This window comes from Streptomyces sp. NBC_00466 (genome assembly GCF_041433995.1).
Classification (GTDB): Bacteria; Actinomycetota; Actinomycetes; order Streptomycetales; family Streptomycetaceae; genus Streptomyces.
Map to the genome: position 1 here is coordinate 7063670 of NZ_CP107896.1, position 20076 is coordinate 7083745.

General features: G+C 71.8%; 13 protein-coding genes, 2 pseudogenes and 2 riboswitches. Of the genes and pseudogenes, 9 read left to right on the plus strand and 6 right to left on the minus strand.

Features of this window, described 5'->3' with window-relative positions; all coding sequences use genetic code 11:
• Positions 1–27 precede the first annotated feature (27 nt).
• Positions 28–1941: an FAD/NAD(P)-binding protein gene (locus OG210_RS31650; protein WP_371539948.1), complete on the plus strand. Its 1914-nt coding sequence runs from the start codon at positions 28–30 to the stop codon at positions 1939–1941.
• Positions 1942–1952: 11 nt separating this feature from the next.
• Positions 1953–3626, plus strand: coding sequence for an AMP-binding protein (locus OG210_RS31655; RefSeq protein WP_371539950.1), 1674 nt, complete (start codon positions 1953–1955; stop codon positions 3624–3626).
• A 93-nt stretch (positions 3627–3719) separates the two neighbouring features.
• On the opposite strand, the gene OG210_RS31660 is transcribed toward OG210_RS31655, so the two are convergent.
• Positions 3720–4838 carry a cobalt-precorrin-5B (C(1))-methyltransferase gene (locus OG210_RS31660; protein ID WP_328323300.1) on the minus strand — a complete coding sequence of 373 codons (1119 nt, stop codon included), beginning with the start codon at positions 4836–4838 and terminating at the stop codon, positions 3720–3722.
• Positions 4839–4849: 11 nt separating this feature from the next.
• On the opposite strand from OG210_RS31660, the gene OG210_RS31665 reads away from it, so the two are divergent.
• On the plus strand, positions 4850–5590 hold the full coding sequence (locus OG210_RS31665; RefSeq protein WP_371539952.1) for a cobalt-precorrin-6A reductase: 741 nt from the start codon (positions 4850–4852) through the stop codon (positions 5588–5590).
• A gap of 37 nt (positions 5591–5627) precedes the next feature.
• Here OG210_RS31665 and OG210_RS31670 read toward each other — a convergent pair whose 3' ends face one another.
• The 3 genes from OG210_RS31670 to cobG are packed head-to-tail and all read right to left on the minus strand — an operon-like array spanning position 5628 to position 9101.
• The gene (locus OG210_RS31670; RefSeq protein ID WP_328323296.1) at positions 5628–7127 is read right to left on the minus strand and encodes a precorrin-2 C(20)-methyltransferase; all 1500 of its coding nucleotides are present in this window, start codon (positions 7125–7127) and stop codon (positions 5628–5630) included.
• An 8-nt stretch (positions 7128–7135) separates the two neighbouring features.
• The gene (locus OG210_RS31675) at positions 7136–7762 is read right to left on the minus strand and encodes a precorrin-8X methylmutase (protein WP_328335277.1); all 627 of its coding nucleotides are present in this window, start codon (positions 7760–7762) and stop codon (positions 7136–7138) included.
• A gap of 19 nt (positions 7763–7781) precedes the next feature.
• Positions 7782–9101 (minus strand): precorrin-3B synthase, encoded by a 1320-nt coding sequence (gene cobG, locus OG210_RS31680; protein WP_328323294.1) that lies wholly within the window; start codon positions 9099–9101, stop codon positions 7782–7784.
• Between the two features lie 106 nt (positions 9102–9207).
• A riboswitch (cobalamin riboswitch) is annotated at positions 9208–9362 on the plus strand.
• Between the two features lie 35 nt (positions 9363–9397).
• On the opposite strand from cobG, the gene cobN reads away from it, so the two are divergent.
• From cobN to OG210_RS31695, 3 genes and pseudogenes are all read left to right on the plus strand, one after another.
• Positions 9398–13024, plus strand: coding sequence for a cobaltochelatase subunit CobN (cobN, locus tag OG210_RS31685; protein ID WP_371539955.1), 3627 nt, complete (start codon positions 9398–9400; stop codon positions 13022–13024).
• A gap of 164 nt (positions 13025–13188) precedes the next feature.
• Positions 13189–13390, plus strand: a riboswitch (cobalamin riboswitch).
• A pseudogene (locus OG210_RS31690) lies at positions 13388–14507 on the plus strand (HoxN/HupN/NixA family nickel/cobalt transporter). It overlaps the preceding riboswitch by 3 nt.
• 252 nt (positions 14508–14759) lie before the next feature.
• A complete protein-coding gene (locus OG210_RS31695) occupies positions 14760–15584 on the plus strand; it encodes a polysaccharide deacetylase family protein (RefSeq protein WP_371539957.1) in 825 nt (274 codons plus the stop codon).
• A 19-nt stretch (positions 15585–15603) separates the two neighbouring features.
• On the opposite strand, the gene OG210_RS31700 is transcribed toward OG210_RS31695, so the two are convergent.
• Positions 15604–16188 (minus strand): XRE family transcriptional regulator, encoded by a 585-nt coding sequence (locus OG210_RS31700; RefSeq protein WP_328323286.1) that lies wholly within the window; start codon positions 16186–16188, stop codon positions 15604–15606.
• A gap of 214 nt (positions 16189–16402) precedes the next feature.
• Between OG210_RS31700 and OG210_RS31705 the strand changes: the two are divergent.
• From OG210_RS31705 to OG210_RS31715, 3 genes and pseudogenes are all read left to right on the plus strand, one after another.
• Positions 16403–16507: pseudogene (locus OG210_RS31705) on the plus strand (EamA family transporter); the annotation flags it as partial.
• Positions 16508–16536: 29 nt separating this feature from the next.
• The gene (locus tag OG210_RS31710) at positions 16537–17184 is read left to right on the plus strand and encodes an FMN-binding negative transcriptional regulator (RefSeq protein ID WP_371539960.1); all 648 of its coding nucleotides are present in this window, start codon (positions 16537–16539) and stop codon (positions 17182–17184) included.
• A gap of 41 nt (positions 17185–17225) precedes the next feature.
• Positions 17226–17933 carry a B3/4 domain-containing protein gene (locus OG210_RS31715; RefSeq protein WP_371539962.1) on the plus strand — a complete coding sequence of 236 codons (708 nt, stop codon included), beginning with the start codon at positions 17226–17228 and terminating at the stop codon, positions 17931–17933.
• A gap of 37 nt (positions 17934–17970) precedes the next feature.
• Here the strand turns inward: OG210_RS31715 and OG210_RS31720 are convergent, their stop codons facing one another.
• On the minus strand, positions 17971–19833 hold the full coding sequence (locus tag OG210_RS31720) for an ABC transporter ATP-binding protein (RefSeq protein ID WP_328335275.1): 1863 nt from the start codon (positions 19831–19833) through the stop codon (positions 17971–17973).
• Positions 19834–20076: the final 243 nt, after the last annotated feature.

A 20076-nucleotide genomic window follows, 5' to 3' on the forward strand; every position in this document is an offset into this window, starting at 1 on the left:
CGGGCTCTACGGAGGGGGTGACAGGCCGTGCGACACCTGAACGATGAGGTGCTGGACGTGGCGATCGTGGGCACCGGTCCGCGCGGGATCTCGGTGTTCGAGCGGATCGCGGCCAATCTGACGGCCGAGCCGGAGCCGCGGAACATCAGAATCCGGCTGATCGACGCGGTGGAACTGGGGGCGGGCCGGATCTGGCGGACCGACCAGGAGACCTGCTTCCTGATGAACACCGTGGTCGGTGAGATCAGTATGTTCTCCGGGGTCTCCGACGGCGAGCCGTGCCGGCCGGGCGCCGGCCTGTCCTTCCACCAGTGGCTGCACTCGCAGCCCGACCCGGCACTGTCCGGACTGGGCCACGACGACTACGCCCCGAGGTACGCGTACGGCAGGTATCTGCGGTACGTGTACGGCTCGGTGGTACGCGGCATGTCCGGGCTCGGCGAAGTCGTCGCGACGGTCGGCAAGGTGACCTCGCTGCGGGAGAACGGGACCGGCTACGAACTCCAGGTGTCCACTGCGGACGAGGAGTTCACCGTCCCGGCCGACGCGGTGGTGATCACCACAGGGCACGCCCCTGCGGAGCTCTCCGAGCAGCAGCCCGTGCTGACGCAGTTCGCCATGGACAGGCCCGGACTGCGTTATCTCAGCGGGGATTCGGCCGCCGATCTGGACCTGTCCTCGATCGTGCCGGGCACCGCTGTCGGTGTCGTGGGCCTCGGCCTCTCCTTCTACGACATCCTGATGTCCTTCACCCTCGGCCGCGGCGGGACGTTCGACGAGGGCGCCGACGGGGCGCTGTTCTACCTGCCCAGCGGCAAGGAGCCCCGGGTGGTCGCGGGCTCGCGCAGCGGCCTGCCGATCCGTTCGCGGGGCCGCAACCAGAAGCAGGTGACCGCCCGTGCGGCGCCGAAGTTCCTCACATCGGCCGCCGTCGGCCGACTGCGCGAGCGCAACATGGCGCACCGGGGCAGCCCGGCCCTGGACTTCGAGCAGGACGTGCTGTCCCTGCTGCAGGCGGAGATCAACCATGTGTACTACACCACCCAGGCCAGGACCCAGCACGGGCCGGAGCAGGCCGAGGTCATCGCGGCCGAACTGCACGCACTGGGACCGGAGTTGGCGAGCTGGCGCGAGGTGGCGCTGTGCCACGGGCTCAAGGACGTGGAGCCGGTCGACCTGGACCGGCTGTCCAGACCGCTGCACGCCCAGCGGTTCGACTCGGGGGCAGGTCTGGTCGCCGAGGTGCGGCGCATCCTGCTCGCCGACATCGCGGAGGCCGGACAGGGCAACAGGGACAGCCCGCTCAAGGCCGCCCTTGACGCCATCCGGGACTCCCGCGAAGTGCTGCGGCACGCCGTCGACTTCGGTGGTCTGACCCCGGGGTCCCACCGGACCGATTTCCTCGGCCGGTTCGTCACCCGGACCTCGGCGCTGTTCACCGGCCCGCCGCTGGAACGCACCGCGCAGTTCCTGGCGTTGATCGACGCCGGAGTACTCGATGTGGTGGGGCCGGACGTCGTACACGGATGCGACACGGAGCAGGACCGGTTCTTCCTGGAGTCCCCGGCCGTCGGGGACTCACGCAGACACTGCGATGTCCTGATCGACTCGCGGATTCCGTCCGCCGGCCTGATCCGCAACACCGACCCGCTGATGCGGCAGCTGGCCGACGAGCGGATGGCCGTCGGGTTCGTACACGACGACGCAGACGAGATGTTCGAGACCGGCGCCCTGCACATCACCCCGGCCGAACGCCGGGTGATCACCGCCGACGGCCGGCCGCACCGGGCCGTCTACGCGCTGGGCATTCCGACCGAGGGGGTGTGCTGGTTCACCCAGATCGGCAACGGCCGGCCGGGCGTGCACACCTCGTTCTCCAGGGACGCCGACGTGATCGCACTGAGTGTGCTGCGCCGGGCCAAGTCCAACGCCTTCCAGTGATCGGGGACAACGTGTCCGGGCAAGACGATGCGTACCGGGAGTTCCGGGCCGCGCGGGACCTCCTGCTGCACCACGCCGACGACCAGGACGCCGCACGCAAGGCGTTCCGGTGGCCGCGGCCACGGCAGTTCAACTGGGCGATCGACTGGTTCGACCGGATCGCCGAGGGCAACGACCGGGTGGCCCTGCGCATCGCCGGGCAGGGTGAGCTGACCTTCCAGGAGCTCTCCCGGCGCTCCGACCGGGCAGCCGCCTGGCTGCTGTCGCAGGGTGTGCGCCGGGGCGAGGTGGTGATGCTGCTGATGGACAACCGGACCGAGCTGTGGGAGCTGATGCTCGCACTGATCAAGATCCGGGCAGTCGTCGTGCCCGCCTTCACCACCATCTCGCCCGATGAGCTGCGCACCAGGATCGGCAGAGCCGGAGCCCGGCATGTGATCGCCGACCACCGGATCGTGCCGGGACTCCCGGTGGACGGGCTCCGGGCGAAGATCGTCGTGGGTGGGGAGCACGAGGGCTGGACCGACTTCGCCACCTCGGCCGGGCACGAGGGCCGCTTCGTACCGGAGGGCCCGACCGAGGCTGACGAACCGCTCTTCTACTACTTCACGTCCGGCTCCACCTCACGGCCGAAACTGGTGGTGCACACACACGTCAGTTACGCGATCGGGCATCTGGCGAGCATGTACTGGAACGGGCTGAAGCCAGGGGACGTGCACCTCAATGTCTCCGCCCCGGCCTGGGCGAAGTACCCATGGAGCTCACTGTTCGCACCCTGGAACGCCGAGGCCACCGTGGTGTCCATGGACAGTGCCGACGCCACCCCGGAGCGGCTGCTCGACGTACTGCGCACCGGGACGGTCACCAGCTTCTGCGCACCGCCCAGTATCTGGCGGGCGCTGATCCGGACCGGGCTGCCCGGCGGCCTGCCCGGACTACGGCACGCGGTCAGCGTCGGTGAGCCCCTCATGGGTGACATCGTCGAGCAGGCCCGCACACTGGCCGGGGTGACCGTCCGCAACGGGTTCGGACAGTCCGAGGTCACCGCCATGGCCGGAGTCACCGCCTCCTCACCGGCGGACCCGGTCTCCATGGGCTACCCGTTGCCGGGCTACGAGCTGGTGGTGGTCCGGCCAGGCACCGACGAGCCGGCCCAGGAGGGCGAGCTGTGTCTGGACCTGTCCAACAGCCCCGTCGGCATGATGAGGGGCTATCTGGACCCGGAGGACAACGCCGGCAGCCATACCCCGGGCGGCCTCTACCGCACGGGTGACCTGGCCCGGTGGGACGGCGCCGACGGGTCCCTGGTCTACCTCGGGCGGCGCAAGGACATGTTCGAGGCGCCGGACGGGGTGGCGATAGCGCCCCTCGAACTGGAGCATGTGCTGGTGCTGCACCCCGCCGTGGCCGAACTCTCCGTCGTACCGGTGTCCGAGGGCCAGGCCCTGGTACCCAAGGCGTACGTCGTGCTCGCGGCCGGGTGGAACGCCAGCCGGGCCACCGCCGAGGTACTTTTCGCGCACCTGCGGGACCGGCTGCCCGCGCCGAAGCTGGTGCGGTTCCTGGAGTTCGTGGACGACCTGCCGCGTACCGAATCGGGGAAGGTGCGGCGCGAGGCCGTCCGGGTGCTGCGCAGGTCCCGGAACGTCGAGTTCGCCGCCGAACTGCCCGCCGCCCAGGCCTAGGGTCTTCCGTTCGGATCAGGCCGGACCCCGCGAGCCCGGCCTGGTCCGAAGGCCCTGGTACCGCGAGATCCCGCGGGTTCCGACGGACCTGTGCTACCCACCGACGGTGCTGCGGCCCACGACGCTGCCCGCGCGGTCGATACAGATGACGTCGACCGCGACGGGCGCGCCGCGCAGTACGGACAGTGCCTGGTCGCGGGCGGCCACGGCCACCAGGTCGCCCAGTGGGATCCCCGCTGCCCCGCACAACTGCAGGGCAGCCAGCCCGGTGTTGGCCCCGGCCACCTCCGCGGCCAGTGCTTCGCCTGCGCCGCCCTGCCGGGCCAGGCCGGCCAGGAAGCCCTTGTCCACCTGGGAACGGGCCGAGTGCAGATCGAGGTGGCCGGCCGCCAGCTTCGAGAGCTTGGCGAAACCGCCGCAGACGGTGAGCCGGTCCACCGGGTGGCGGCGCACGTACTTGAGCACGGCCCCCGCGAAGTCCCCCATGTCGAGCAGCGCGTCCTCGGGGAGCCCGTACTCGGCGACGACCGTCCGCTCCGACGTGGAGCCGGTGCACCCGGCCAGATGCGTACGTCCGGCCGCCCGCGCCACATCGACGCCGCGCCGGATCGAGTCGATCCACGCCGAGCACGAGTAGGGCACCACAATGCCCGTCGTCCCCAGTATGGAGAGGCCGCCCAGGATGCCCAGCCGGGGGTTCCAGGTGGAACGGGCGATCTCCTCACCGTGGTCGACGGAGACGGTGAGCTCGGCATCCGCCCCCGCACCGTGGCGCTCGGCGACGCGCGCCATGTGCTCGCGCATCATCTGGCGCGGCACCGGATTCACGGCGGGCTCGCCCACCTCCAGCGGCAGCCCGGGGCGGGTGACGGTGCCGACACCCGGGCCCGCCCTGAACACCACACCCGACCCCGGCGGCAGCCGCCGGACGGTGACCCGGACCAGCGCGCCATGGGTGACATCCGGATCGTCGCCCGCGTCCTTGACGACACCCGCTGTCGCCCACCCGTCGCCCAACTCCTCGACAGCCAGCGCGAACGACGGCGTCTGGCCCTTGGGCAGGGTGACCGTCACCGGGTCGGGGAACTCGCCGCTCAGCAGCGCGGTGTAGGCGGCCGTGGCGGCAGCCGTCGCGCAGGCGCCGGTCGTCCAGCCGGGCCGCAGCCCGGTGTGCTTGAGTTGGGCGCTGCGGCCACCACCCCCCTCAGCCACGAAAGGCTCCGATGCACGTACTGATACTCGGCGGCACCACCGAGGCCCGGCGGGTCGCCGCCGGCCTGCACCCCGGGGTCCGCGTCACCAGTTCCCTGGCCGGGCGGGTCGCACGGCCCGTGCTGCCGCCCGGAGAGATCCGTATCGGCGGATTCGGCGGAGCCGGGGGACTGGCGCAGTGGCTGCGCGAGCACGAGGTCGACGCTCTCATCGACGCGACCCATCCTTTCGCCGGAACCATCAGTTTCAACGCGGCTTCGGCCGCTGCCACCGCCCATGTTCCCCTGCTCGCCGTGCGCAGGTCCGGGTGGGTGGCGGGGGAGGGCGACGACTGGCACCCGGCGGACTCCCTGGAACAGGCCGCCGGGATGCTCCCGGCACTGGGGCAGCGGATCTTCCTCACCACCGGGCGGATGGGCCTCGCCGCGTTCGCGGCTCTGGACGGACTCCGGTTCCTGGTGCGGTCGGTCGACGCCCCGCAACCCCCGCACCCGCTGCACATGGAGACCCTGCTCGACCGGGGGCCCTTCGCGCTGGACGGCGAGCGGGCGCTGCTGCGCGACCATCGGATCGACGTGCTGGTCACCAAGGACAGCGGAGGACCGGCCACCGCCGCCAAGCTCACCGCGGCACGGGAGGTGGGGATTCCGGTGGTCGTCGTCCGCCGCCCCGCCGTCCCTGGAGGCGTACAGGTCGTGGGGACCCCGGAGGAAGCCGTCCACTGGGTGCGGGACATCCAGGGCACCGCCTGAGCCGGGCTCGCAGCCACCGCATCAGCAGGCGCCCCCGTCACCCCTCGGGGTAGCTCCGGGGAGTCCAGACGATCTCCTCACCGTCACCCCGCCGCACGGTCCGCGTCCGGGACGAGCCGACGAGCAGGATCGTGCGCATATCGACCTCGGCCGGGTCGAGCGCCGCGAGCCGTACGATCCGGACACTCTCGCCGGGCCCGCCGATGTCCCGGCCCAGTACCACGGGCGTGTCCGGTGAACGGTGCTCAAGGAGCAGGTCACGGGCCTTGCCGACCTGCCAGGTCCGGCTGCGGGAGCCCGGGTTGTACAGCGCGAGCACCAGGTCGGCCGCCGCTGCGCCGCGCAGCCGCTCCGCGATCACCTCCCACGGCTTGAGCCGGTCCGAGAGCGAGATCGTGGCGTAGTCGTGGCCGAGCGGCGCACCCGCACGGGCCGCAGCCGCGTTGGCGGCGGTCACCCCGGGCAGCACCCGCACCGGAACATCGCGGTACCCGTCCTGGGCCGCGACCTCCAGTACGGCGGTCGCCATCGCGAACACACCGGGGTCACCGCCGGACACCACGGCGACCTTGCGCCCGCGCCTGGCCAGGTCCAGAGCGAACTCGGCGCGCTCCGACTCCACCTTGTTGTCGGAGCCGTGCCGCCGCTGCCCGGGCCGGACCGGGACCCGGTCCAGATACGTGGTGTAGCCCACCAGGTCGTCCGCGGCCGCCAGGGCGCCCCGGGTCTCCGGGGTGAGCCAGAGCGGGCCCGCGGGGCCGGTGCCGACCACGACGACGTCACCGTGCTCCCGTACCGGCCCGGTCGCGCCGACGCGGCTCGGCAGCACCGCCACCGAGAAGTACGGCACCGATCCGGCCTCCACGTCGGCCAGTTCGCCGGTGCGCTCCCCGGGCATCGTGGCGCGCTCCACATAGCGGGCCTCGGCCATCCGGCCCGACCGCCCGACCGCCCGGTGCACCGCGGGGAAGGTCCGGCCCAGCTTCATGACCACCGCGGAGTCCGTCGACGCCAGACGCGCCGTCAGCTCCTCCTCGGGGAGCGTGCCCGGCAGGATCGTCAGTACCTCCTCGCCCTCGACGAGCGGCACACCGAGCCGGGCGGCGGCAGCGCTCACCGAGGTCACCCCCGGGATCACCTCGGTCGGATAGCGGTCCGCGAGACGCTTGTGCATGTGCATGTACGAGCCATAGAAGAGCGGATCACCCTCCGCGAGCACCGCCACCGTGCGGCCCGCGTCGAGATGCGCGGCCAGCCGGGCCGCCGCCTCGGCGTAGAACTCCTCCATCGCGCCCCGGTACCCGCCGGGGTGGTCGGTGGTCTCGGTGGTCACCGGGTAGACCAGCGCCTCCTCGATGTGGTCGGCGCGGATGTGCCCGGCCGCGATGGACCGGGCTATGGACCGGCCGTGCCGGGCGCTGTGGAAGGCGACGACGTCCGCCTGGGCGATGACCTCCACGGCGCGTACGGTCATCAGCGACGGGTCACCGGGGCCGAGCCCGACTCCGTACAGCCGACCGGTGCTCTGCTCGCTCATGCTGGTGTTCATTCCTCTTCGCTCGCAATGGCGTTGACCGCGGCCGCCGCGATGGCGCTGCCCCCGCGCCGCCCGCGCACCACCAGATAATCCAGCCCCGCGACGTCGTCGGCCAGCGCGTCCTTGGACTCGGCGGCGCCGACGAAACCGACCGGCACGCCGATGACCGCCGCGGGGCGCGGCGCGCCCTCGCGGACCATCTCGAGCAGCCGGAACAGTGCGGTCGGCGCGTTGCCCACGGCCACCACGGCGCCTTCCATACGGTCGCGCCACAGTTCCAGCGCCGCGGCGGTGCGGGTCGTGCCGAGCTCCGCCGCGAGGCCGGGCACGGACGGGTCGGACAGCGTGCACACCACCTCGTTGCCGGCGGGCAGCCGCTTGCGGGTCACCCCGCTCGCGACCATCGCCACGTCGCACAGCACGGGGGCACCGGCGCGCAGTGCCTCGCGGGCGCGCGCCACCACCTGCGGGGTGTAGGCGAGATCGCGCACCAGGTCGACCATCCCGCAGGCGTGGATCATCCGGACGGCGACCTGGCTGACATCGGCGGGAAGTCCCGTGAGGTCCGCCTCTGCGCGGATGGTCGCAAAGGACTGGCGGTAGATCGCCGGGCCGTCCTTCTCGTAGTCGAACACTGTCTTCTCGCTCATTTCGTCACTGCGTGAGGGGCGTGGTCCGGGCTTCCGCCACGGTGGCGGCGAACTCTGAGGGGTCGTTCATGGTGTCGGGCAGCCGTTCGCCGCGTACGGAGACCTCGTAACCGGCGGCCGTGGCGACCACGTCCACCCGGTCGCCGTGGGGGTGGCCGCAGCGCCGTGCGCACCCCGACCAGTACACGGGCAGACCGCGGCCGGTGCCGGGAGCCAGTGCGGCGTGCGCGCGTACATCGGCCAGGGACTTCGCACAGCCGGGGCGTCCGATGCACGCCCCGACCCCGTGCCAGGGGGAGTCAGGTCCTGTGATCAGTCCCGCGGCCGAAAGATCCGCGAGCCGGGCATCAGCGGTGTCCGGGCCGAGCCCGGGGAGCACCACACCCCGCCAGGGAGTCAGCCGCAACTCACCGCTGCCGTCGTGCAGCGCCGTGTCCGTCAGCAGGCGCCACTGGGCTGAGGTGATGAGCCCGAGCGGCGCCTCGACGCAGAGCGCCGCCCGTCCGTCCGGGGCCGGTACGGTGCCGGGCGCGGGGCCCGTCCCGGACGGCAGCGGTTCTGCCCGGTCCCGGGCAACGGCCGGGATACCGGCGGCTGCCAGCCGTTTCCCGACCGCGTGGACGAACGCGGCAGCCCCGCAGGGCAGTTCCGCCACCCGCCAGGCGCCGGTCCCCGCGGCACGGGCGGCGCTCAGAAAGGTCTCGGCCGCCAGCAGGGCGCTGCGGGCCGCGTGTTCGGCCGGAACGGCCAGCATCTCCGGCGCCTCGCCGGTGCACAGCAGCGCACCGTCGCCCGGAGAAGCGATCAACGTCACATCGGCGCCGAGGCCGGCCACATCGCGGCGGCCGTCGTCGAACGCGAACAGAAAACGGCCGGACAGGCCGGCGGCCGCCGCGCAGCCACAGAGCAGGGTGTCCAACTCCCGTGCCCAGCCCTGCACATCGGCCGCTCCCCGCCCGTCGAGCCCGCACAGCGGGGAGGCCACGACATTACGGGCCCGCTCATGGCGTACCGACGGCAGCAGCCCGGCGTCCGCGAACACATCGGCGAGTTCCCGGCCGCGGTCCTGGGCCAGCCCGCGCAGCTGCACATTGCCGCGCGACGTCAGATGAAGTGCCCCGTCGCCCAGCCGCAGCGCCACGTCCAACACCGCCCTGGCCTGCGGAACTGTCAGTACACCTGCCGGAATCCTGACCCGTGCCAGCGCGCCGTCGTCCGCCGCGTGCAGGCGCAGGCTGCCCGGACACGCGTCGCCGCGGTCACGCCGGGCGGCCGGCTCCCGTGGGGGCGGAGGTGCGGAGGAGTGGGGCATGGCGGCGAGCATACCGACCGGTCCACCAGGGCCATGTCCTGCACCGATGCGACCGCCGGTGCGGACCCGGTGCGCCGGTGGCGGCCCCCGAGGCCCACTGCCCGCCGCCCGTCAAGGTCGTTACTATGCTTGTCGACGGGCCGTTCGGCCCGCAATCGCCTACGACGGCGACAGGGGAGGAAGCCCGGTGAGATTCCGGCGCGGTCCCGCCACTGTGAGCCCGGCTCTTGGAGCCGAGTGAGCCAGGAACTCCCGCCGTCCTTGACACCGCCCGGGGCGCGGATACCCCGAGGAAGGCCTGACGCCGCATGCTCCTGCTTCTGTCGACGTCCGACACCGACCTGCTCAGCGCCCGTGCCGCGGACGGCCCCGTCGCGTACCGCTTCGCCAACCCGTCCCGGCTCCAGCTCACCGACCTGCCCGCCCTTCTCGAAGGCGCCGACCTGGTCGTCGTACGCCTCCTCGGTGGCATCCGCGCCTGGCAGGAGGGCCTCGATCTGCTGCTGGCCGACGGGCGTCCGGTCGTCGTCCTGACCGGCGAGCAGGCCCCGGACGCCCAGTTGATGGAGGCGTCGACCGTCCCGGTCGGGATCGCAGCCGAGGCCCACGCCTATCTGGCGCACGGCGGGCCCGCCAATCTCGGCCAGCTCGCCCGCTTCCTCTCCGACACCGTGCTCCTCACCGGCCACGGCTTCGAGCCCCCGGCAGCCGCGCCCAGCTGGGGCCCACTGCCGCGGCAGGCAAGGTCTGCCCCGGCAGTGGAACGCACCGCGCGCACCGCCGACGGGCCGACCGTCGCGGTGCTCTACTACCGGGCCCACCACATGAGCGGCAACACCGCCTTCGTGGACGCCCTCTGCGAAGCCGTCGAGGACACCGGAGGCCGGGCCCTCCCGCTCTACGTCGCCTCGCTGCGCGCCCCCGAACCGGAACTCATCGAAACGCTGCGCGCGGCGGACGTCATCGTCACCACGGTGCTGGCCGCGGGCGGAACGAAGCCCGCCCAGGCGTCCGCCGGGGGCGACGACGAATCGTGGGACGCGGGCGCGCTCACCGCCCTGGACGTCCCCATCCTCCAGGCGCTGTGCCTCACGGGTTCACGGGCCGCCTGGGAGGAGAACGACGAGGGCGTGTCGCCGCTGGACGCGGCCAGCCAGATCGCCGTGCCGGAGTTCGACGGCCGGCTGATCACGGTGCCCTTCTCGTTCAAGGAGATCGACCAGGACGGGCTCCCCGCCTACGTCGTCGACCCCGAACGGGCCGCCCGCGTCGCCGGGATCGCCGTGCGCCACGCGCGGCTGCGGCACATAGCCCCCGCCGACAAGCGGCTGGCCCTGGTGCTCTCCGCGTACCCCACCAAGCACTCCAGGATCGGCAACGCCGTCGGCCTGGACACCCCCGCGAGCGCTGTCGCCCTGCTGCGCCGGCTCCGTGACCAGGGCTACGACTTCGGCCCGCAGGACGTTCCCGGTCTGGCGTCCGGTGACGGCGACGAACTGATCCGCGCGCTGATCGAGGCCGGTGGCCACGACCAGGAGTGGCTCACCGACGAGCAGCTCGCCCGCAACCCCGTCCGTATCCCCGCCGCCGACTACCGGCGCTGGTACGCCACGCTCCCCGCCGGGCTGCGCACGAACGTGGAGGAGCACTGGGGCCCGCCGCCCGGCGAGATGTTCCTCGACCGCAGCCGCAACCCCGAGGGCGACATCGTCCTCGCCGCCCTGCGCCACGGCAATCTGCTGGTCCTCATCCAGCCACCGCGCGGCTTCGGCGAGAACCCGATCGCGATCTACCACGACCCCGATCTGCCGCCCTCGCACCACTACTTGGCCGCGTACCGCTGGATCGCCGCATCCGCGGACGACGGCGGCTTCGGCGCGGACGCCATGATCCACCTCGGCAAGCACGGCAACCTGGAGTGGCTGCCGGGCAAGAACGCCGGCCTGTCCGCCGCGTGCGGTCCCGACGCGGCCCTGGGCGACCTTCCGCTCATCTACCCGTTCCTGGTGAACGACCCGGGCGAGGGCACCCAGGCCAAGCGCCGTGTCCACGCCACGCTGGTCGACCACCTGGTCCCGCCGATGGCCCGCGCCGACTCCTACGGCGACATCGCGCGCCTGGAGCAACTCCTCGACGAGTACGCCCAGATCGCCTCCATGGACCCGGCGAAACTCCCCGCCATCAGGGCCCAGATCTGGACGCTCATCCAGGCCGCCAAGCTCGACCACGACCTGGGTCTGGAGAACCGGCCCGACGACGAGGGCTTCGACGACTTCATCTTCCACGTCGACGGCTGGCTGTGCGAGATCAAGGACGCGCAGATCCGCGACGGACTGCATGTCCTGGGCAACCCGCCCGCCGGCGGGGACCGGGTCAACCTGGTACTCGCCATTCTGCGCGCCCGCCAGATCTGGGGCGGCACCGCCTCACTGCCGGGCCTGCGCGAGGCACTCGGCCTGGACGAGGCCAACGCCACCCGCACAGCCGCCGACGCGGCCGAGGAACAGGCACGTGTCCTCGTCGAGGCGATGGAAGCGGCGGACTGGGATCCGGAGGCTGCCGTCAAGGTGGCCGACGGCCACCCGCAGGCGGTCGCCGACATCCTCGGCTTCGCGGCCCGCGAGGTCGTCCCGCGGCTGGCCTCCACCACGGACGAGATCGACCACGCCCTGCACGCGCTGAACGGCGGATTCGTCCCCGCCGGACCCTCCGGGTCCCCGCTGCGCGGTCTGGTCAACGTCCTGCCGACCGGCCGCAACTTCTACTCCGTCGACCCCAAGGCCATTCCGTCCCGGCTCGCCTGGGAGACCGGCCGGCTGCTGGCCGACTCACTCCTGGAGCGCTACCGCACCGACAACGGCGAGTGGCCCACATCCGTGGGGCTCTCCCTGTGGGGAACCAGCGCGATGCGGACATCGGGCGACGACGTGGCCGAGGCCCTCGCACTGCTCGGTATCCGCCCGGTGTGGGACGACGCCTCACGCCGGGTCACCGGTCTGGAGCCGGTGCCGCTCGACGAGCTGGGCCGCCCCCGTATCGACGTCACGCTGCGCATCTCGGGCTTCTTCCGTGACGCCTTCCCGCACACCATCGGGCTGCTGGACGACGCGGTACGGCTGGCCGCGTCCCTGGACGAGCCCGACGGGCAGAACTTCGTACGCGCCCACACCCGGGCCGACCTGGCCGAGCACGGTGACGAACGCCGGGCCACCACCCGCATCTTCGGCTCACGCCCCGGCACCTACGGCGCGGGCATCCTCCAGCTCATCGACAGCCGCGACTGGCGCACCGACGCGGACCTCGCCGAGGTGTACACGGTGTGGGGCGGCTACGCCTACGGCCGGGAACTGGACGGCCGCCCGGCCCGCGCCGAGATGGAGACCGCGTACAAGCGGATCACGGTCGCCGCGAAGAACACGGACACCCGCGAGCACGACATCGCGGACTCCGACGACTACTTCCAGTACCACGGCGGCATGGTCGCCACCGTCCGGGCGCTGCGCGGGAGCGCCCCCGCGGCGTACATCGGCGACTCCACCCGCCCCGAGACCGTCCGCACCCGCACCCTCGTCGAGGAGACCTCCCGGGTCTTCCGCGCGCGGGTGGTCAACCCCCGCTGGATCGAGGCGATGCGGCGGCACGGCTACAAGGGAGCCTTCGAACTCGCCGCCACCGTCGACTACCTCTTCGGATATGACGCCACCACCGGTGTCGTCGCCGACTGGATGTACGACAAGCTCACCGAGACGTACGTACTCGACCCGGTGAACCGCGACTTCCTGCAGCAGGCCAACCCCTGGGCCCTGCACGGGATCGCGGAACGGCTCCTTGAGGCGGAGTCCCGGGGCATGTGGGCCGAACCGGACCCCGCGACGCTCGAAGCGCTGCGCCAGGTGTACCTGGAGACCGAGGGGAACCTGGAGGGCGAGGACTGACCGGAACGGTCTCCTCGCGGTGGCCCGCTGCCGCCGGTGCGTGGTGAGAGCCGGGCTCTCCCTGCCACCGGTGTGCGGCAGCGGGCCCGCAGCCATGGGCTCGGCAGGTGTGAGATGCAATACCTGCCCAGGTGGGCGCACTTGCTGGCACCGGCGGCCAGAACCTAGGGTGAACGGGCCGTGGTGTTCGGGAAGACCGGTGAAAGCCCCCAGGGGCCTCAGACCGGAGCGGCCCTCGCCACTGTGATCGGGGAGTCTCCGTCCCGTCGAAGCCACTGGCCGCATCCGCGGCCGGGAAGGCAGGGCCGGAGGCGAGCGTCAGCGAACCCGTCAGCCAGGAGACCGGCCACGGCATCTCACGAAGTGATCCACGAGGTGCTGGAGCGTGATCCGCTTGACCCTGCCCGAAACCACCGCGTTCGCCTGGCGGCGCGAGGACACCGTACGAACCGCCGGGCTGCTGGGGGTGATAGCAGCCCTCCACGTCGTCGCGTTCGGCGTTCTGTTCCTGCTGGTGGAACCAGGCCACTACGAGGTCGGGTCCAAGGCTTTCGGCGTGGGCCTCGGCATCACCGCGTACACGCTGGGGATGCGGCACGCCTTCGACGCCGACCACATCGCCGCCATCGACAACACCACCCGCAAACTCATGGCTGACGGGAAGCGCCCGGTCTCGGTCGGTTTCTGGTTCGCGCTGGGCCACTCCAGCGTGGTGGTGGCCATGGCGGCGCTGGTCGCCGGGGGAGCCCGGCTCGCGGGAATCCTCATGAACGAGGGCTCACACACCCACCAGGTGCTCGGCGTCGTCGGAACGAGCGTCTCGGGCTCGTTCCTCTACCTCATCGCGGCGCTCAACCTGGTTGCCCTGGTGGGCATTCTGCGGGTGTTCAAGGAGATGCGCGCCGGACGCTACAACGAGGCCGAACTCGAATCACACCTGAACTCACGTGGGTTCATGAACCGCATACTCGGCCGGTTCACCAAGTCCATCAGCCGGCCGGGCCAGATGTACCCGCTGGGCTTCCTCTTCGGCCTGGGCTTCGACACCGCGACCGAGGTCACGCTCATGGTGATGGCGGGCAGCGGCGCCGCCGCCGGCCTGCCCTGGTACGCCGTCCTCTGCCTGCCGCTGCTCTTCGCGGCCGGAATGAGTCTGTTCGACACACTCGACGGCACCTTCATGAACTTCGCGTACCAGTGGGCCTTCTCCAACCCGGTGCGCAAGGTGTTCTACAACCTCGCCATCACGGGCCTGTCCATCGCCGTCGCGTTCCTCATCGGCACGATCGAGCTGATCAGTGTGCTGCACGACAAGCTCTCCCTGCAGGACTCGGTGACCGGCTGGATAGCGGGCCTCGATCTCGGGAATGTCGGCTACCTCATCGTCGGACTCTTCGTCGTGGTGTGGGCCGCGGCGCTGGCCTACTGGCGCATCGCCAAGGTGGAGGAGAGGTGGGCGGTCCGCGCCGCCGACAGCGGCTGAACCGGCGCCGCCCGCGGTGGCGGACCGGGGTGCTCGGGCGCCCCGGTCCCGCCCGGACCCGGGAAAGACGCGGCGCGCCGCGTGCGGGGGTGGGCGGGGGATGGCCCGACAGAGTGGAATCGGACGCGCGTCCGGCGCTGTCGGCCGGGTAATCGCCCCGGTATATGGCAGTACGGTGCCATGCAGTCAGAAAATCACACTAATACGCAAGGGCGCCGCAGATTCGTGCGCGCCGCGGTCGGTCTGGGCGCCTTGGCTGTCGGAGGAGTGGTCTCCCGGGCGTGCGGCCCGTCCGGCGGCAACGCCCCGGCCGCCGCCCCGCATCCTTCACAGGCACCGGCCGGTGCCCCGCCCCCGCTCCACGTCCAGCCTCCACCGGCCGCCGGACCACCCGCGGCGGCGGCCGCCCGTCCCCCCACCTACCGGCTACGGCCCTTCGCGGGCGAGACATCGATGGGCGCCCCCTCCCACAACGCGGCGGTCCGCACCCATGCGGTGTACTCGATGGAGGAGGGCGGCCGCAGGATCGCGCTCACCTTCGACGACGGCCCCGACCCCCTCTACACGCCCCAAGTGCTGCGCATCCTGGCCCAGTACGACGTGCAGGCGACGTTCTGCGTCATCGGCGAGAACGCCGTCCAGTACCCGCAGCTGCTGCACGACATCGCGAACGGCGGACACGCCGTCGCCAACCACTCCTGGACCCATCCCCAGCTCACCAAGTTGAAGCCGGCCGCCGCCCGGTCCGAACTCTCCCGGACCAGCGATCTGATCGAGAAGATCCTCGGCGCCCCGCCCCAGTGGGCCCGCGCACCGTACGGCGACTGGAACCCGGTCACCCTCGGGATCTGCGCCGACCTGGGCATGGAGCCGCTGGGCTGGTCGATCGACACCAACGACTGGGCGCGGCCGGGGACGCGCAGCATCACCAACTCCGTGCTGCGCGACATCAAGGACGGGGCGATCGTGCTCTGCCACGACGGCGGCGGCAACCGGTCCCAGACGGTCGCCGCGGTCAGGAACTATCTGCCGAGGCTGCTCGACAGCGGCTTCGTCCCCGTGCGACCGGAGCTCTGACGGGTACAAGCTGCGCAGGTCAGCTCGCGGAGTTGGGTCCGGGCGGGATGTGAACGGTCATGATCAGGCGGCAGGTCTTCGTGCCTGAGCCGCGGTAGGCGTGGGGGGCGTCGCCGTCGAAGGTGGCCGTCTGCCCGGCCTCGACGGCGTGCTCGGTGCCGTCGACCACGAGCACCATCTGTCCGGCGGTGACACTGACGGTCTCCACTACGCCGGCCTGGTGCGGGTGGCTGGGGTACTCCTCGCCCGGTTCCAGTTTCCAGCGCCAGACCTCGACCGGGGCCGGCCCCGATGTGGTCAGCATGAGCCGCGCCTCGCCGCCTTCCTCCCCGGCCCACAAGGGCATGACGGCGTCGGCGGAGACGACCCGTACCCGGCCTTCGGCCGGCCCTTCCAGCAGCGCGGACACCGAGACACCCAGGGTGTCGGCGAGGCGTACCAGGGTGGCGAAGTTCGGGTTGCCCTGGGCCTTCTCCAGTCCGACCAGGGCGCCCTTGCTGACCTTGGCACGCCGGCCGAGTTCGTCCAGGGACAGCCCGGCACGGGTACGGGCCGCGCGGACGTTGTGCGCGAGCGTCCGCAGTGCCGCCGCTGTCTCGGCCATCGCTGGGTCCCTCCAGGCAAGTGGATCACTGCACTGCACCGTGCGGTCGTTCGGTTGACGAACCCCGGTCGATGCGTTGTACGGTGTGGTCGTTCCATTGATGGTAAGGGATGTACCCGTGATCGCTCTGCCGCTGGCCCTGGGCAGTTCACCGGCCTACGGATGCGCCGACTTCCTCGGCGGTCTCGGCGCCCGCAAGGCCCACGTTCCGCGCACCGTCCTGCTCGCCCGCAGCTTCCTCGCCGAACGCATCCACCGCGGACAACTGATCGGCCTGGGCACCGCAGCCGTCGCCGTCAGCCTCCTCGCCCTCACCTGACCCAGCGCCCCTGCCCGGAAGGACCCCGTATGTTCATCCAGCCCTGGGACGCCGCCCTGGACGACGCCGAGTGGCAGACCTGGATCGCCGACGGCCACGACTTCGGCATCCTCAGCGTCAACGGCCTGCCCGGACAGGCGCCCGTCGTCGTGCCCACCCACTTCACCGTCGACGGCGCCGGCCTGCTGATCCACCTCGCCCGTCCCAACCCCGTCTGGCAGACGATCGAGGCGGACCCCCACGTCACCTTCACCGTCACCGGCGACTACGCCTTCATCCCCGGCCCCTGGCGCGCCAAACCCGGCATCCCGCCCACCGACGGCGTCCCCACCAGCTACTACGCGGCCGTCCAGTTCACCGGCCGGGCCACGATCATCGACGACCCCGAAGCCAAGGCGCAGCTGCTGCGCCACCAGATGAACCACTTCCAGCCCGAAGGCGACCACGCCCCCATCGACCCCGACCAGCCGCCCTACGGACGGATGCTGCCCGGCATCCGCGGCCTGCGCCTGGACATCACCGAGGTACGGGCGAAGTTCAAGTACGACGACCACAAACCCGTCGAGCAGCGCACCGGCACCGCCCGCCGACTCACCGAACGCGGCACCGGCCTGGACGCGCTCACCGCAGCCCAGCAGCGGCGCCGACTCGACCGCATCGGCCCCTGGGAAGCCTGACCCCGGCCCGTACGCCCTCCCCGAAACGGATCCTCCTCGCGATGACCACCTTCCGCATCAGTCCCGCCGTCGCCGACGCCTTCCCCGACAGCCTCATCGCCGTCGTCACCGCCACCGGGCTGCGCGGCCACGAACCCTGGCCCGCCACCACCGCCGCCCTGCAGGACCTGGAGCGGCAGCTCGCCGACGGCTCCTGGCACCCCGCCGACGAGACCGACCCACGCATAGCGGCCTGGCACACCGCCTACCGCTCCTTCGGCACCAACCCCCGCCGTATCCGGCCCAGCGTCGACGCACTCGGCCGCCGCCTCGCGAAGAAGGGCGCCCTGCCCCGGATCAACCCGGCCGTCGACTCCTACAACGCCGTCTCCGTCCGCCACGGCCTGCCCGCCGGCGCCTTCGACCTCGACCACGTCACCGGGGACGTCGAGATCCGCTACGCCGACGGCACCGAGACCTTCACCCCGCTCGGCGAACCCGGCACCACCGAGAACCCCAAGGCCGGCGAGGTCGTCTACACCGACACCACCGACGTACTGACCCGGCACTGGAACCACCGGGACGCCCACCGCACCCGCGTCACCGACGACTCCACCCACGTCGCCTTCATCCTCGAAACCGTCCACGCCGCCCGCGACGGACACCTTCTCAGGACCGCCGCCGGCGACTTGCGGGAACTGCTCGCCCCGCACACCGGCCAGACCCAGGTGCACTACCTCACCCGGGAACAGGCTCAGGCCGAAGCCTGAATCCGCGCCGTGTGCGCGCCCCGGAATCGTGTACGGCTCATGCGGGTGTGCTCCGTTTCTCGCCGTCGGTCTCGGAGGTGACCTGGTAGGACAGCAACTGCTGGAACAGGCCCTCTTGTCGGGCAAGGTCCTCGTAGGTGCCCTCCTGTACGATCCGGCCCTCGTCGAGGACCACGATCCAGTCGGCGACACGGACGTTGGTGATGCGGTGGGTCACCAGCAGCACCACCCGTTCCCGGGCCAGGGTTCGCAGTCGCTGGAAGATCCGGTACTCGGCGCGGGGATCAAGGTTCGCGGTCGGTTCGTCGAGGACCAGCAGCCCGGCCTCGCGGAAGAACGCCCGCGCGAGCGCGACGCGCTGCCACTGGCCGCCGCTCAGCTCTTCCCCGTTGAGCCACTCGCGGGCGAGGAGGGTGTCCAGGCCGGCGCCGAGCGTGTCGACGACCTCGTCGGCGCCGGCGGCCTCGCACGCCTCACGGACCGCCGCGTCGCCGCGAGCCGTGGGCTGTCCCTGGTTCACGTTCTCGCGCACGGTCAGTGGCCAGTGGGCGTACTCCTGCGGAACCAGGGCCACTTGCTGCCACAGCTTCTGCGGGTCCGCCTCACCGGTGGGGACGCCGTCCCACAACACCTGCCCGTGCGAGGGCAGATACAGGCCGCTGACCAGTTTCGACAACGTGGACTTGCCTGAGCCGTTGAAGCCGACCAGCGCGGTGACCTTGCCCCGGTGCAGGGTGAGGGAGACGTCCGAGAGCGCGTCCTGGCTCTTGCCGGCGTAGCGGTGGGTGACCGCCTTGATCTCGATCGTCCGCGGTGGCTCCGGCTGGTGCGTGCCGCGGCGCAGGCGGAACCCGCCTGCCTTGTCCAGGAATCCGGTCCAGTCGTCCATGTACAGGCCCGTGCGTACGGCCCGGGCTCCGACAGCGACCAGCCCGCGCACCGACTGGCCCACCGTCTGCAGAGCGAAGACGGCCGTTCCGGCGTGCCCGACGCTGATACGGCCGGTGGCCACCAGCCGTACGACCGCCGCCCACACGATGGCCGATCCGACGCCGCCGCACACCGCGCCCACCAGGGACATCCGGGCGCCCTTGTCGGCTGCGGTCCGGTCCTCGCGGTTGATCCGGGCGACCGTGTGCCGGTAGCGGCCGGACAGGAAGCCGGCCATGGTGCCGGCGCGGATCTGGTCGGCTGCTTCCCTGGTGTAGATGTGCCATCGCAGTACCGACAGCATGCGGTTGTCGCCGTTGCTGCGGAGGTTCGCCAGATAGCGCACCCGGGCGGCGCTGACCTGGGCGAGGGCCTGCGGCAGGCTGGCTGCCACCAGGAGGGGGAGGAGCACCCAGCTCACTCCGGCCAGGACGACGGCCCCGGCGAGGAAGGACGCGGCCGAGGCGATCAGGTCCTGTCCCTCGTCGATGAGGTCCCCGGTGACCTGTGCTCCGCGGTCGGCAGCCTCCCGGTCGCGGTTGAAGCCCGGATCGTCGTAGGCGGAAAGCTCCACCTCGGCGCAGCCGGTGAGCAGCATCTGCTCGGCCTCGCGCGACATGAGGGGCCCCAGCCGGGAGGAGAGCCAGCTGACGGTGATACCCAGGAGTGCCCGCACTCCGGATGCGGTGGCGAGCAGTGCTACGGAAGGCCAGGCCTGAAGAAGCCGGTGGTAGACGTCCCCGCTGGTCAGCAGGGCGCTCAGGGTCCCGCTGATGGCGACCAGGCCAAGGGCCTGCATCACACCGGCCACCAGCTGGCACAGGAGCAGGCCGGCGGTGGCCCATCGGTCGACGCGCCAGGCGAGCGCCAGCGACCGGCGCACCAGCTGAGGCAGTCGCCGGGCCATGTCGCGCATCCGGATCGAGCGGCCGGCCGCCTCACGGCTGCCGGTCAGGTCCACGTACCGCATCTCCGGCACGGGGGAGGGCCCCTCCTCCCCGGTGGCCGGCGCAGCTTCCGGCGGCTCCGCCGCTGGTCCCGGCGGGAGCGGGGTGGGGCGCGGCTCCGGGACCGTCCCGGCGGTCTCGTCGGTCGACTCGCTCATGCCGACCATCCCCTGTCCGGACGCGCCGGGCGGCGGGTGCCGTCAACACGGCGCACCAGCACGGCGGCAGGCCGCCGTTCGATTCGGGAGGGCTGATGCACGGGAACG

What these genes read in the sequence shown, in the direction of transcription:
- OG210_RS31665 (WP_371539952.1), top strand. Translation starts at nt 4,850, where the DNA reads ATGCACGTACTGATACTCGGCGGCACCACCGAGGCCCGGCGGGTCGCC.
- OG210_RS31670 (WP_328323296.1), bottom strand. Translation starts at nt 7,127, where the DNA reads ATGAGCGAGCAGAGCACCGGTCGGCTGTACGGAGTCGGGCTCGGCCCC.
- cobG (WP_328323294.1), bottom strand. Translation starts at nt 9,101, where the DNA reads ATGCTCGCCGCCATGCCCCACTCCTCCGCACCTCCGCCCCCACGGGAG.
- cobN (WP_371539955.1), top strand. Translation starts at nt 9,398, where the DNA reads ATGCTCCTGCTTCTGTCGACGTCCGACACCGACCTGCTCAGCGCCCGT.
- OG210_RS31700 (WP_328323286.1), bottom strand. Translation starts at nt 16,188, where the DNA reads ATGGCCGAGACAGCGGCGGCACTGCGGACGCTCGCGCACAACGTCCGC.
- OG210_RS31710 (WP_371539960.1), top strand. Translation starts at nt 16,537, where the DNA reads ATGTTCATCCAGCCCTGGGACGCCGCCCTGGACGACGCCGAGTGGCAG.
- OG210_RS31715 (WP_371539962.1), top strand. Translation starts at nt 17,226, where the DNA reads ATGACCACCTTCCGCATCAGTCCCGCCGTCGCCGACGCCTTCCCCGAC.
- OG210_RS31720 (WP_328335275.1), bottom strand. Translation starts at nt 19,833, where the DNA reads ATGCGGTACGTGGACCTGACCGGCAGCCGTGAGGCGGCCGGCCGCTCG.